The 14,312-nt window shown below is 53.1% G+C and carries 8 protein-coding genes; 3 read left to right on the top strand and 5 right to left on the bottom strand.

The window, feature by feature from the left end; all coding sequences use genetic code 11:
• Nucleotides 1-44: 44 nt before the first annotated feature.
• From ABKA16_RS00985 to ABKA16_RS00970, 4 genes are all read right to left on the bottom strand, one after another.
• The gene (locus ABKA16_RS00985; RefSeq protein ID WP_380999642.1) at nt 45-1,361 is read right to left on the bottom strand and encodes a cell division protein; all 1,317 of its coding nucleotides are present in this window, start codon (nt 1,359-1,361) and stop codon (nt 45-47) included.
• Between the two features lie 93 nt (nt 1,362-1,454).
• On the bottom strand, nt 1,455-2,114 hold the full coding sequence (locus ABKA16_RS00980; protein ID WP_380999644.1) for a pyroglutamyl-peptidase I: 660 nt from the start codon (nt 2,112-2,114) through the stop codon (nt 1,455-1,457).
• Between the two features lie 38 nt (nt 2,115-2,152).
• Nucleotides 2,153-3,307, bottom strand: coding sequence for a polyphenol oxidase family protein (locus tag ABKA16_RS00975; RefSeq protein ID WP_380999646.1), 1,155 nt, complete (start codon nt 3,305-3,307; stop codon nt 2,153-2,155).
• Nucleotides 3,308-3,311: 4 nt separating this feature from the next.
• Nucleotides 3,312-4,205: an aldo/keto reductase gene (locus ABKA16_RS00970; protein WP_380999648.1), complete on the bottom strand. Its 894-nt coding sequence runs from the start codon at nt 4,203-4,205 to the stop codon at nt 3,312-3,314.
• Between the two features lie 315 nt (nt 4,206-4,520).
• Here ABKA16_RS00970 and ABKA16_RS00965 point away from each other — a divergent pair, with 315 nt between their 5' ends.
• The 3 genes from ABKA16_RS00965 (at nt 4,521) to ABKA16_RS00955 (ending at nt 8,508) form a co-directional block, all read left to right on the top strand.
• The gene (locus ABKA16_RS00965) at nt 4,521-5,255 is read left to right on the top strand and encodes an ABC transporter ATP-binding protein (protein WP_380999649.1); all 735 of its coding nucleotides are present in this window, start codon (nt 4,521-4,523) and stop codon (nt 5,253-5,255) included.
• Nucleotides 5,255-6,778, top strand: coding sequence for an ABC transporter permease/substrate-binding protein (locus ABKA16_RS00960; RefSeq protein ID WP_380999650.1), 1,524 nt, complete (start codon nt 5,255-5,257; stop codon nt 6,776-6,778). The genes ABKA16_RS00965 and ABKA16_RS00960 overlap by 1 nt, the downstream gene beginning before the upstream one ends.
• Nucleotides 6,779-7,362: 584 nt before the next feature.
• Nucleotides 7,363-8,508, top strand: coding sequence for an ATP-binding protein (locus tag ABKA16_RS00955; protein ID WP_380999652.1), 1,146 nt, complete (start codon nt 7,363-7,365; stop codon nt 8,506-8,508).
• An 80-nt stretch (nt 8,509-8,588) separates the two neighbouring features.
• On the opposite strand, the gene pulA is transcribed toward ABKA16_RS00955, so the two are convergent.
• On the bottom strand, nt 8,589-14,126 hold the full coding sequence (gene pulA / locus ABKA16_RS00950) for a type I pullulanase (RefSeq protein WP_380999653.1): 5,538 nt from the start codon (nt 14,124-14,126) through the stop codon (nt 8,589-8,591).
• Nucleotides 14,127-14,312: the final 186 nt, after the last annotated feature.

The following is a 14,312-nucleotide window of genomic DNA, read 5'->3' as shown; positions in this document are numbered from 1 at the left end:
ATGCTTACTGCCAGTGTACTAGGCAGCAGCCACCAGCAGGTATCCTATTTTCCGCTGCCGGCCTTTTCCCCGTCGGCGCCGGAACCTTTAGTGCCTTCCCCCTCCGGCTGTGCAAAGGGCCCGAACTGCCCGAAGGCCTGCGAGAAGATGGAACGCAGCTCATCAACACGCGAAGTGATTGCCGCCTCACGCTCCTGCAGGGAAGATATCTGCTCCTGCAGACCGCTGATTTCCTTCTGGGCTGCATCACGCCGCTCACTGATAAGTTCACTGGCCTTTTTATCAGCATCCTCCAAAGCGGACTTTAATGCTTCATCGGCCTCTGCGCGCTTCTGGTCAGCATATTCGTCGGCCTGGGCGCGTGTATTCCTGGCCTCTTCCAGAAGCTTATTGGTCTCATTCTCAACCTGGTCACGCTGCTGGGCAAGCTGCTCAAGCAGCTGGTTCACCTGGCGGGAAGCATCGTCCTGCTGCTTCTGGATAGCCTCCCGGGCGGCTTTTGCCTCCTCTGCTACAGCACTTTCCGACTTGGCTTTGTCAATAGTAGACTGGTCAGCGATCTGCTGGGCCTGTGCCTTTGCCGTATCAGTGATCTCAGTTGCCTGCCTCTGGGCGTCAGAGAGCATTTTACTGACACGTTCCTGCGCCTGTGCCAGCTTCCTGTTAGCAGAATCCAGCGCCTCTTCGATCTGGTCGTTAGCTTCGCCCCTTTTCGCAGTGATATCTTCGTTCGCATCACGCCTGATCTGTGCTATCTCCTCAGCAGCCTGCCGGCGCATATCTGCAATCTCTTTTTCCTGCTCAGCCCTTTCATATTCCATTGTTTTGTCATGCTCGCTCCTGCTGTTGGCAAGTTCCACCTCCAACGCATGGAGCTGGCTGTCGCTCTGCTGCCTGGCGGTGGACCGCAGCTGCTGCGCCTCTTCCTGAGCATTCTGCCTGAGGGCCTCAGCCTTGCTTTTTGCCTTTCCGAGTATAGATTCGGCATTCTTCCGGGCTTCTTCAGTCATGCGCTGGGCATCAAGCTTGGCGTTGTTGACAAGGGTATCTGCCTGCGACTGGGCATTCGCGCGCACGGATGCAGCGTCCTGCTGCGCACGCTGGATAAGCTCCTTGCTCGTCTGCTCGGCAGATGCCAGAAGCTGCTGCGCATTAGCACCAAGCGAAGCAAACGACGTGCTCCCCTTCCCCTCAGATTTGCGTTTCTCTTCCTGCAGCTGGGCATCAAGCTGAAGGATACGGGCATCATACGCCTTGATCTGCTCACGCAACCGGGAAATATTCTCCTCCTGCCTGGCAAAAACCTCATCTACTCGTTCCTTATCATAACCGCGAAGGGCAGTAGGAAAATTCTCTGGCATCTTATCTCCATTGCATATTTATTATTTGTATTTATAGTTATTGTTATAGTTGTCGGAAACTTGTGAAACACAATTCACGAGTATTATACGATACTACGCGCGAAGAATCTCGGGGGGAAGCGGTTTTCTGTAATAATCTACACTCATCTTCACAACATCCTGCGCAGCAGTGATCATCTGATCCAGCGACATGCCCGGGGTATAGCCGTGTTCCTTGCCTACAAGGGGAAGGCTCACGAAACCGGCCAGGGTATTATTGTGTTTATTACTCCAATTCAGGAGCTGGTAGAAAAGCGAGTTGCATACAAAAGTCCCGGCATCAGAACTCAGGGATGCGGGGATGCTGTTCTTCGCAAAACACTGCAGGATGCCGTGCAGCGGCAGATGCGTCCAATATGCCTGGGGTGCGCCGGGTATTATAGGCATGCGGCGGGGCTGGGCATCGTCCGCATCCGGCTTCTGCGCATCAATAAAATTCGTCGCACAGCATTCAAGGATCACTGACTGGGCATGTGTTTTCAGCCCAGTGGCAATAACTATATCCGGATGGGCTGCGTCAAGCGTTTTCAGCAGTACAGGCCATGCATTCTGGAAACTCAGCGGCATCAGGACTGATGCAACGTTAATATGCACATCAGTTTTTTCATCTGCCACACCGTCGCGGGCAAGCGCTTCGCATACCTCTCTGGACGGGTTGACATCAACATTGTCATAATGTTCAAAGCCGCATACAACAACGTTCACTGTATCCATAACACCACCAGCATTCCCTGTTATCCTTTGCTGCCCTGCTAATCCAGGACAGATGCAGTCCCTTCTTCGATTATATTTTCTGCCCCTGCCTCCGCAATATCCTCAGCTGCAAGCTGCGCCCGGAGGGCGGCCTGTTCCTTTTCCAGCCTGGCCGGATCTGTCCGCGTAATAATGCTTAAGGCCCGTCCGCTGTCAGCTTTTCCTGATCTGACAGCCCTGCGATGGGAATACCACAGCGGGTTTTCAAGCGTACACAGAGGATGCTCCATCTTATCAAGCCGCTTACTGAGAGGGCCGCCCTCAGCATCGGCCCTGCACAGCGCCTGGAATTCAGGATCAGGTTCAAGGTAATATGTTGCAGCCCGTACACGCGGTCCGGAATCTGCTATCCTGCTGCCGGAAATACCCTCATGCGCAAGTATCTGGAGTGCTGCCAGCGCAATATCAATACCTCTCCCGCCGAAACGGGTCACCGTAGCAGTCCCGGGGAACTGCCTGTCAAACTCATCTGCAATATCACTGCCGACTTCATAGCAGCTGCCGCAGATACACGGACCCAGAGCTGCTGCCATATGGGATGACCGGGCACCCCGGCTCTGCATCGCATGTATCAGGTTCTGCAGGACACCGCGCTGCAGGCCTTTCCGTCCGCAATGCGCCGCACCGATGATCCCGGCATGGGGATCGGCAAGCAGTACGGGAAGGCAGTCTGCAGTAAAAACCCCAATAGCCCTGTCCTGCTGCAGCGTATACTGCGCATCGGCTTCAATCCCGTAAAGCCTGTCGGCACAGGCCTCTGCAAATGATTCTCCACCGGCTTCTCCCCCAGGGCCGGGAACGCTGCCGTCAGAAGCCTGGGCGCCAATGACGCTGCGGATCCGTTCCAGCTCATCATCCGTGCTGACGGCCCGTGCAGAGTGGATCTGGGATACTGTATACACGCGTGACCCCACAACACCGTCTACAGCAAACCTGTTTGCGTACACATGGCTGGGATCATCTCCGACTTTCGACCCGAGATTGCAGAATGCCCAGTCCCCCTGGGAATGCCCGCCGAGGCGCGTCGTGTAGTGCACAGTGATGCCCGGAGCCAGAGCGATGGGGATAAGCGCGGGGGTACGGGCAGTTGAGATGCTGGCCCCATCGGGAAGCTGAATCATACCGGATGTATTATATGTATTATCGTTTTCCATAATGCTAGCCAAGATATTCCAGCTCCTGCGCCGACAGCTCCACACAATCTGCGTGCAGTGAATCAATAACAGTTTCAGCACGATGGGTCCCGGGGAGCACGAACATGTGGTCCCCGCGCGCGAGTTCCCACGCAAGGACTATCTGCTGATAGCTCACACCATGCACAGCAGCAACCCTGCGGAAGGGGTCGAACTTGGATCCATCATACGGCTTGCGGAAACCGCCCAGAGGGCTCCAGCAAACGAAAGCCAGCCCAAGCTCGGCAGTGCAGTCAATAGTATCCTGGGTATCGCGGTGAACCGGCGAAAACTGGTTCTGCACCGCTACCAGGGCATCGCCCAGTATCCTATGCGCAATACCGATCTGTTCAACGCTTGCATTGGATATCCCTATCGTTCTGGCAACCCCCTGGTCATAAAGGGACTTCATAGCCTCAATAGATTCAGCATAGGGCACCTTAGGGTCAGGGCGATGGAAATACAGCAGGTCGATAGCTTCTACGCTGAGCACCGCAGCAGACTGTTTGGCATATCTGATCAGGGATTCCGGACGGCCATCGGTCCCCCATGTGGGCCTGCCGTCTGTAAAATTCCGGAAATGGCCTGCCTTTGTTGCCACTGTCACTTCCCCGCGCGGACCGTCCCATGTCTCCAGGGCAGCCTTCACAAGCTTTTCTGCCGCCTGCTCTTCCCCTCCGGATTCATAATATGCCCACGCAGTATCTATATGGCGGCAGCCTGCATCCAAAGCGGTATGGATGATATCTATTGATTCCTGCCGGCCGGGCTTTTTCTCAATTGCAAGGCCCATAGTCCCCAGCCCAATGGCAGTTGTGCGGATACTGCCCATACGCCTCATCAGCCGATGTCCCCCGCCGCGGCTTCCTGTATTTTCCATATTATGCTTCCTGACTGCCGTCACTGCTCCATAGTGTTACAATGCCTTATTTACTATACTTCCTTATTTACTATACTTTACAGCATAGGTGCTGTATGTACTGCATACCGCATGTTTCTGCGGGCAAGCCCCGTTTTCCGGCTGCATCCCGCTGCCGGGAACTATGTTTCCCCCGCTTTCTGCTTCCATGCAAGAACTGCCAAAATCGAACGGATGTGCTAAACTCGTTACCACTCAAAATTAAGGGCCAGTGCAGGCTGGCCTTTATACAGATATTCTCACGAGCCGAAAATAAACAACGGAAAGGGGGAGAATATGATTGAGTTCAGAAACGTTTGCAAACAGTTCGATGATACCGCAGTCATCAATAATGAATCATTCACTATCAATACCGGGGAGTTTTTTGTCCTTGTCGGCCCCAGCGGCGGAGGGAAAACAACAACGCTGAAAATGATCAACCGGCTTGTTGAGCCTACTTCGGGAAGCATCCTTATAGACGGGGAAGATATTACCAGCCTGCCCCTGCGTGACCTCCGCCTTGAAACGGGTTATGTACTCCAGCAAATCGCGCTTTTCCCCAATATGACCGTTGGGCAGAATATCGGGCTTATCCCTGAAATGAAAGGCTGGTCAAAGGCAGACCGTGCCGAAAAAGCCAGGAGCCTTCTTAAAAGGGTTGACCTTGACCCGGAAACATATTACGGGCGTTACCCTGATGAACTGTCAGGCGGCGAGCAGCAGCGGATCGGCATACTGCGGGCACTGATTGCCAGCCCTAAGGTAATACTGATGGATGAGCCTTTCAGTGCGCTTGACCCCATTACCCGCGTCCAGCTGCAGGATCTTACGCTTGACCTCCATGACGACCTCGGCACCACAATAGTTTTCGTGACCCACGATATCAACGAAGCCCAGTATCTTGCAGACCGGATATGTGTTATCAATGACGGTCGCGTCACCCAGACCGGCACCCCTGACGAGATCAGGGAGAATCCGGCCGACGATTTCGTCAGAGACCTTTTCCACCACACCCGAAGGAGGAAGCACTGATGAACGACCTGGTCACAACATTTCAAAACCGCTTCGGCGACTGGGCAGAAGCCCTTCTCCAGCATTTGCAGATATCCCTGCTGTCGCTGCTGATAGCGATCCTTATTTCGGTCCCCCTGGCGGTCTGGCTTTTCAACAAGAAAAAAGCATCAGAAGCCATCCTCCAGATAACAGGGATATTCCAGACTATCCCCTCCCTCGCACTGCTGGGCCTGCTTATCCCTGTTATGGGGATCGGTACAGTACCCGCAGTGACGGCACTTGTCGTTTATGCACTCTTCCCCATCGTCCAGAATACTATTACCGGCTTGCAGGGGATAGACCCTAATCTTGTTGAAGCGGGCACCGCGTTTGGTATGACCCGTTGGGAACGCTTACGCAAATACGAGCTTCCTCTCGCTATGCCGGTGATAGTTTCCGGCGTACGGACTTCAGCTGTGATGATCATCGGCACCGCTACCCTGGCTGCCCTGATCGGTGCGGGCGGCCTGGGGTCTTTTATCCTTCTGGGTATTGACCGTAATAATAATTCACTGATCCTTATCGGCGCCATATCATCTGCACTGCTCGCCATCCTTTTCAGCCTGGTGATCCGCTGGCTGGTGAAGCGCTCGCTGAAGCAGATCCTTGCAGCATTCCTTGTGCTCATCGTAGGGCTGGCCGGTTCCTATGCCCCGAATTTCGTTTCGGCAGTGCAGAAACAGGATACTGTTGTTATTGCAGGCAAGCTCGGCCCTGAACCCGAGATCCTCATCAATATGTATAAGCAGCTTATTGAGGCAGACAGCAATATCAAAGTGGCGCTCAAGCCGGATTTCGGGAAAACTACTTTCCTCTACAAGGCTCTGAAGCGCGGCGATATTGATATTTACCCGGAGTTCACCGGGACTATTACGGAAAGCCTGCTGACGGATAAGCCGAAGGCATCGAATGACCCCGGCGCCGTCTATAGTGCCGCGCGCGATGGGATCATCAGGCAGGACAGGCTTGTCCTCCTTAAACCCATGAGATTCCAGGACACGTATGCCGTAGCAGTGAAGAAGTCGTATGCGGACCAGTACAGCCTGAAAAATATCTCGGACCTGGCAAATGTCGGCGGCTCTGTGCAGGCAGGGTTTACGGCTGAATTCAATGACCGCGATGATGGGAACCGAGGTCTGAAGAAGGTGTACGGGCTTGACCTCAATGTCAGGACGATGGATCCTGCGCTGCGCTATACAGCTATCAATGATGGCCAGGTGCAGATAGTGGATGCATATTCTACCGATGCCGAGATAACACAGTACAATCTGATAGCCCTTAAGGACAATAAGCATCTGTTCCCGCCGTATCAGGGTGCCCCGCTTATGAAGTCTTCCCTGCTGAAAAAGCATCCTGAGCTGCAGCGGATCCTGAATAAGCTCAGCGGAAAGATCACTGATGCTGAAATGAGCAGGATGAATTACGAAGTCAAAGTCCGCAACCGTGCGGCTGCTGATGTTGCCCGCGAATATCTGCTGAAGGAAGGCCTTTTGAGGAAATAGCCCTGATTCTTACAAACTTCCCAGTAAACCACGCAGGTTTTATTCAGGGTTATGGTCTTTAATGTAATTACTGATGCAGGAAGCCGGTAGTCGCGAGTTAACGGCTGGAGCGTCAGCCAAGGTGGGTTGTCTATCTTGAGAACTGAATTCTTATAACTGAAAACCTTTCTTCTCTCTCCTTCTCTGAAGAGCCCGGTTCTCCGCCGGGCTCTTACTCATATTCCCCTCTCCATCCTCTGCACCTTTCATGCTCTGCTCCCCACATGCTGGTGGTAAAACACGCAGATACAAAACCATTATGGCGGTTTCCCGCAATTTTTGATTTTGTATCTGCGTGTTTTACCACCAGCTAACCGGATAAACGGAGCCTGGCCTCCCAAAAACAACCGGGATATACCCTTCAAGTATCACTGCAAAAACGGGGTTTAGAGCCTTTTCTCCCGGTTTTCCTGCTGTCCCGGAAAATATAAAAGAATAAAGTATAAAGAAATATAAAATTAGACTTGAAGTATAAAGAAATATAAAATATCCTGGAGTATATAAAGAAATATAAAGTATTATTACGCCCGTGCGCAGGAGGCATCATGAACCCGTTCAACCCCGGTTTCGGCAAAAAGCCCGAAATATTCCTTGACAGGCAGCTCCTGATACAAAAAGTGACAGACGAACTGGAAAACCCGAACAGCCCTTACCGGACATCACTGATATATGGGCTCCGCGGATCAGGGAAAACAGCATTCCTTACCGACGCCAGCACAGCAGTCGCAGCGAAAAAAGGATGGATAGTCCTCAACCTTGCTATGAGCGACAGCATACTCCCCAATCTTATCGTCGAACTCTACCGGAAGGCGAACAGCCCCCTGCAAAAGCTGTTCTCCCAGATTAAGGGGGTCAATATTTCAGCATTCGGGGTCGATTTTTCTATCGGGTCATCGCAGCCGTCGCTGACAAGCTATCAGACGCTTTTTGCAGATATGCTTGATAAGCTCAGATCCCGCGGACTGGACCTCTTCATCACCATAGACGAAATTGACAATACGCCCGCCATCAAGGAATTCGCGTCACTGTATCAGCTGATGCTGCGTGAAAATTACAGCCTTGCGCTGATGATGACGGGCCTGCCTCACAAGATTTCTGAGCTGCAGAACGATAAGATCCTGACATTCCTCCTGCGAAGTTCACGGATAAATCTGGAGCCTATTGCGCTGACATCCATCAAATACAGCTATCAGAAAAGCTTCCGCGACGCAGGGTTCACGGTTGAAGACGCAGCCCTCACAACAATGGCGAGGATGACCGCAGGATATGCATATGCCTTCCAGCTTCTGGGCTATCAGATATGGAACAGGGCTGCGCAGGGCGCGCCTGTAACTCCGGGCCTCCTTGAACAGGAAGTGCCCGAATTCAAAATGCAGCTGTTCCATAATGTGTATACGAAAGTTTTCCAGGAGCTGTCCCCTAAAGACCGGGAGTTCCTGCTCGCCATGGCGCAGTGTGTCAGCGGCGCATCAGCCGTACCGACGGTACCCACGAATACGGGCATTGCGAATGTCAGGATAAGCGATATCAGCGGACGCATGGGAAAAGGGCCGAATTATATTTCAATGTACCGCAGGCGGCTGCTTGACAGCCAGATCATACAGGCCACAGGCCATGGGACAGTCAGTTTCACCCTTCCCTTCATGAACGATTTCATCATTGAAAACCATGAATTATATGCGGGAGATTAACAGCAGAAAGGCAGGGGCGGCAGGCTTTTACACCTGCCGCCCCTGTCCGTGAGCCGGTTTCGAAACCAGCTGGGATGCACTTACCTCAGGGAATCATCCCCTTTGCCATGCAGCCCTGTGCTCGACGATCCGTCAGCCTCCTGCTGCCTACGGACTATGAGCACTATTACCGCAAGGGCAACAAGCACTATGAGCACAGTAACTGTCGTCCCAATGCCCACACCTGTCTGGGACAGCTTTGACGGATGGTGGGACCGGTCAGACTGGCCGCGCTTGTGCCGGCCGGCGGTGCCGCCCTTATGCGAAGGCGCCGCCTGGCTGCCGGGTCTCGCAGGAGTGCCTGGCTTCCCGTTATTGCCTGGCTGTTTGCCCGGCTTGCTCGGATCCGCAGGCTTATCCGGAGCCTCCGGACTGCTCGGGTCTGCAGGATCGGCAGGTTTGCTCGGATCTGCGGGATTATCCGGAGTCACAGGAGGATTCTGCTTCTGAGTAACATCCAGCTTTTCGCTGGCAAGCACATGCGAGCTGTCGGCATCCTTATCCGTAACTGCAACAGTATGCTCACCTGCCGCAGTGCCGGCGGGGATAGTGACATCCGCCTCTGCGCGCCCCTGCGCATCCGTAGTTACCACAGCCAGTTCAGCCGGGACGGATTTCAGCCACAATTTATACTGGGTGTTGGGCTTCAAGCCCTCAACAGTTGCGTGTACTGTGCCGCCGGCTTCTACGGTATGCTTATCAAGCTTCAGTGCAGGCGTCGGTTTCGGCTCAGGTTCCGGCTCTTCAAGAAGCTGCCCCTCCCTGAGCACTACCGCACTCAGAGCCGGCACCGTATAAGTACCGTCAGACTGCACTTCAGTAAACTTCGGCGAGCTGCCTGTGCGGACATTCTTAGCCCCGTTCCTGACAATCGAAGCTATCTCATTGACGGCAGCCTCATCAACCTTGCCTTCAGAAGCCACCACAGTATACTTGGCATTCTTCAGGCCGCTGATCTTACGCCCTTCCGTATTGGCATTGAACGCAACAACATAGGTACCTGTCGGATCTGACAGCTCAAATGCCAGGGTACCGTCCGCCTGGGCAAGCACCCTGCTGTGTGCATTGAGATCTGCGAAACTCTTCTGGAGCAGGGCAGGGACAGCTTTACGCAAGGCAATAAGCCCGCGTACATAATCTGCCGATGCCTTGTATTCGCTCAGACGGTCCCAATCAACAGCATTAACGCTGTCAGGCTTATTGTAGCTGTTATCATCACCGCCTTTGGTGCGCATGAAGGCCTGCCCGATCTGGATCTCCGGTATGCCCTGCGACAGCAGGACCATTGAGTTTGCAAGCTCATCACGCTTTGTGATATTCTGCTCGCTTTCCCCAGGCATACTGGCTTTCAGCTTATCATACAGGGTGAGGTTGTCGTGGACTTCCACATACTGCACTACCTGCGACGGACCGCTGTAATTCGTATTGGCATTGCCGTTCGTGCATGGCGCGAAGCCGCTGCGGTTCTGGCAGCCCAGGAAATTATTGGCAAGCAGGTTTTCCTGCCCCTTGTTCCCCTGGACGAACCCCTTCGCTTTCGAATCGAATACGCTGCCCTTAACGGCGTCACGGTACGAATCATTGAAGAAGCCGATCGTAGATTTATCTGTTGTCAGTTCACGCGCATTCGGCTGTATGGACATTTCGCTCTTGGGCATCGTGGAATTCATATCCCAGCCTTCGCCGACGATCATGATCGACGGATCGATCTTATCAAGGGCGGCACGGACTTCCTTCATAGTTTCCTTGTCGATAAGGCCCATAAGGTCGAACCGGAAACCGTCGATATTGTAGTTCTTCGCCCAGTAGGTGACAGAATCCACAATATACTTGCGCATCATGGCACGCTCAGAGGCGGTATCATTGCCGCACCCTGAATTGCTCACGAGATTCCCGCTGCTGTCATAACGGAAGTAATATCCCGGGACTACCTGGTTGAAAACATGCTTATTGGCGTCATACACATGGTTGTAGACCACATCCATGATCGTGCGGATACCGGAATCGTGCAGCCCCTGGATCATCTGCTTCATCTCCGTGATGCGGGTGGCAGGGTTAGCAGGGTCGCTTGAATAGGATCCTTCGGGGACGTTGTAGTTCATAGGGTCATAGCCCCAGTTGTACGCCACGTTATTCCCGATCTCGCCATTGGCATTGTTGAAATCATACATCGGCATGATCTGTACATGCGTAGTGCCCGACTTCTTCAGATAGTCCAGGCCTGTGGATTCGCCTTTGGAATTCTTAGTACCTTTTTCGATAACGCCAAGATACTTGCCCTGCTTATCTTTGGATACGCCGGAAGTATCAGACTTGGAGAAATCACGGATAGACATTTCAGTGATCACTGCATCAGTCGGGCTGCTGAATGCAGGCATACGGCTTCCCCAATGTGCCGGCTTCATCTGCTCAGGGCTGAGGACTACTGAACGCCCGCCATTGGCTGTAGAGGCACGGCCATACGGGTCAGCCGACTCATTCTTCCTGCCGTCAGCAAAACCGACAGTAAAATCATATGCGAGATTCCTGCAGTCGCCAGGTACCGTGACGGTCCATACGCCTTTCTCGCCCCGCTGCATATCATATACCTTGCCAATTTCAGCATCAGGCTTAGTGCCTTTATAGGTATTAAGCTTGACTGATGTTGCTGTAGGCGCCCATATCTTAAAGGTTGTGCCTTCAGGCGTATAAGAAGCGCCAAGGTCATCCCCGCTGTAGGCATATTTCTTATCGAATGCCTCCGTGCGTACTACAGAACCTGCAATAGCTGTCGCTTCGTTGTAGCCGGCTATCTTCACCTTAACAGCTGAGTCCGGTGCGATCTCAGACTCTGTAGTGATAACCACCTTTGAACCGTCAACTACCTTGAACGACTTGATTTTTGCCGTATCCAGGGAGATCTTCCCCGCAAGGTCGCTTTCGCTTACGGGGCGGTTGAGCTTAAGGGTGATCTCATTAAGCCCGCTGATCTCAGCGTTCGTGATCTTGTTGGAGGTATCGACATTATTGGGGGATGTATACACAGTCGTATCGCCCGAGACTATCCAGATCTCTGCCTTGGCAGTATCTGTGCCTGTCATCGTGATGGCAGACCACGGGATCTCACGGTCGCCGTTAGCATCCTTGCCGTTGCCTTCACGGCCTTTCCATGCACTGCCGCCGTAGCGGATAATGAATTTCGGATGCTTGACTGAATCACCCTGCAGGGAGTACTGTGCGATCTTGCCGAACGAATCGTGGCTCCTGAAAGTAGCCGGAAGGTTATCAGCTATACCGTCAGCCCACTTCCATACGTCCCAGCCGGCATAATTATTATCTGCACGGCGGTAATGGATAGTTACATCCAGCTTCCTGATAGTTTTGCCTGCATCAGCCGGAGGATCAGTGTAGGTAGTTTCATCACCGCCCTGCACCCACACTTCAGCCGAGCCGCCGGAAGTGTCGATTATACGGTCCTTCTGGCCGTCCTTATTCCAGCCTTCAGTGGTAACGATGGCTCCCAGATGATCGAAAGCCCCGTCGAATTCCATGGTGAATACTTTGCCGAAAGCATCATCAGCCTGGTTGAACTTGTAATACTTGCCGTCAAGCTGGGTACCGTCTTTCTGCGTACCCCACACATAGACACCGCGCTTATCCGCAGCAGCATCACCGGCTTTCGGCTTGTAATGCACTGTCAGCTTCGTTTTGGGCTGGTACTTGACAGGGCACGGATTGGCGGCCGTTATTGTGCCGTCAGCAACAGTGATATCTTTCTTTTCCGTGACGGTGAAGTTCCCGTTAGGGTTACCGGCAGGATGGTCCCAATTATTGTTGCCGTCGTTGAAAACGAATTCCAGTTTCCCGTTGACCAGAGGCACCGAAGCGGAATAGTAGCCGTCGCAGGCTTTGGTCATTTTGTCCCCGGGGACTTTCGTCCATCCGTCAGCAGTCCCCGCCGCCTGATGGTGGATATGAGGATTGCTCCAGCCAGTCCTGTAATAAACAGTAATACTGTTATCAGTGTCTTCCTGTTCCGGCTTAGGCTGGTCTTCAGCCGGATCCAAGGGATTGGACTTCTGTCCGCCCTGCCAGGTGCTTTTGAGTGCTTTTGTATAGATCGCTACAGCAGAATGTGCGGGGACCGTTGTTTCAAACGAGCCGTCTGCACCGACAGTAACAGTGGATGAGCAGTCGCCTGCTGCGTACACGTTGCAGTATTCCCCTGCCGGGAGCGATGATGTGAATGTGCGCCTGATCTCTTTGTCGGAATTGTTGATAGCCAGATAACCGGTCTTATCCCGTTCGAAACCGATAGCATCGGATCCGTTCGACCACCAGTTCGTTACTTTCCCGGTGACATTATTATGGAACCCGACCATGCCCCGGATAGCGGTCCAGCGCTGTACGCAGAGCCAGCCTGAATCCGTGGAGCACACGGTATCGGGGACTGTGGTGTCGGTGGCACCCGGCGCGCCGGAATCATGCCCGTCCTGGGAATCCTCGAATTTATAACCGGAATTAATGCTTGGCGTGCCGTATCCGTAAGCAAGCATAAACGCATTGGCCAGAAGGTAGCGTGAGCCGTCCTTATAGCTCAGGGTGCTGCCGTTGCGCTCAGTATCCCAGTTAGAAACGAACACCCCGGCCTGCTGGGAAGGCAGAAGCTTGTTCTCAATATTTTTGAGTCCGGCGACACCGCCAAAATTGCCGTTGAACGCGTTCTTCAGCGAATACGCAAAGTCCATTTCGTGGACTTCACCGGTACCGGTGTAATTCTTCGGCTGGATCTCAGCTGCCTCGCTGGCATTGCCGAGAGTCTCCTGGTTCCAGTAGATCTTATCTTCTGCAATACCTGACTTTTGGGCAAGCTTAGCCTTAATGGCACTGACATCTTTAGGATCAATATGCTTGACCGCATCTATGCGGAATCCTGCGACCCCCATTTTCAGGAGTTTTGCCATATACCCCGCTATGATGTCCTGAACATGTTCCCTGCTGGTATCAAGATCCTGCAGCCCGGACAGGCGGCAGTTCCATACCTCCTGGGCATCATGGTAATTGCCGATATTATGATCGCACGTATGGAAATCATCCTTCGTGTACCCGATCGCGGGGAAATTCCCTTCGATATCAAATGTGCTGCCCGCAGTCCCTACGCCTTCCTTACGGTCTACACCGGTAGTGTGGTTGATAACAGCGTCAGCAATGACGCCTACGCCCGCAGCACGGCACGTAGAGACCATCTGTTTGAATTCAGCTTCAGTCCCCAGCTTGGAATTCAGATTATAACTGGCGACCTGGTATGACGTCCACCACTGCTTGCCCCTGACTGTTTCCTGCGGAGGCGACACCTGGACGTACCCTACGCCTTCAGGGCCGTAGGTTTCCGTACATTCCTTCGCAATAGAATTCCAGTTCTGCTGGAAAGCAGTAACGGTTACGTTCCGGTTCGTAGAAGACGCTGCCCCCTGCGCCGTAGCCGTATTGGCCGGCATCGTTGCATATGCTTTAGGGGTCAGGCCTGTGAAACCGATGAGAATCATGGCGGCTGCCGGCACAATTGCCAGTATCGCCTTTGCAATTCTTAACTTTTTCATCCCTAACCTTACTGTCTGCGCACCCTTCGGTGGATACGCACTGTTGATTTCCTGCTAATATGCACGCCGGCGGCTCCGTCTGCGTGCAAAATTAGACCGTTCAAATAGTGACTCTCTAATTTTACAAAATTTCCTCATCTGCGTCCACCGAACCCGGCTATAGCGTGTCCCCTGAAAACAAAATCT

Origin of the sequence: Scardovia wiggsiae, assembly GCF_051045985.1 — a bacterium.
Classification (GTDB): domain Bacteria; phylum Actinomycetota; class Actinomycetes; order Actinomycetales; family Bifidobacteriaceae; genus Scardovia; species Scardovia wiggsiae.
The sequence above is the reverse complement of the archived record's forward strand: the minus strand, read 5'-3'. Positions and strand labels throughout refer to the sequence as shown.

Coding starts and splice junctions, on each gene's coding strand:
- ABKA16_RS00985 (WP_380999642.1), bottom strand. CDS start 1,361: ATGCCAGAGAATTTTCCTACTGCCCTTCGCGGTTATGATAAGGAACGA.
- ABKA16_RS00980 (WP_380999644.1), bottom strand. CDS start 2,114: ATGGATACAGTGAACGTTGTTGTATGCGGCTTTGAACATTATGACAAT.
- ABKA16_RS00975 (WP_380999646.1), bottom strand. CDS start 3,307: ATGGAAAACGATAATACATATAATACATCCGGTATGATTCAGCTTCCC.
- ABKA16_RS00970 (WP_380999648.1), bottom strand. CDS start 4,205: ATGGAAAATACAGGAAGCCGCGGCGGGGGACATCGGCTGATGAGGCGT.
- ABKA16_RS00965 (WP_380999649.1), top strand. CDS start 4,521: ATGATTGAGTTCAGAAACGTTTGCAAACAGTTCGATGATACCGCAGTC.
- ABKA16_RS00960 (WP_380999650.1), top strand. CDS start 5,255: ATGAACGACCTGGTCACAACATTTCAAAACCGCTTCGGCGACTGGGCA.
- ABKA16_RS00955 (WP_380999652.1), top strand. CDS start 7,363: ATGAACCCGTTCAACCCCGGTTTCGGCAAAAAGCCCGAAATATTCCTT.
- pulA (WP_380999653.1), bottom strand. CDS start 14,126: ATGAAAAAGTTAAGAATTGCAAAGGCGATACTGGCAATTGTGCCGGCA.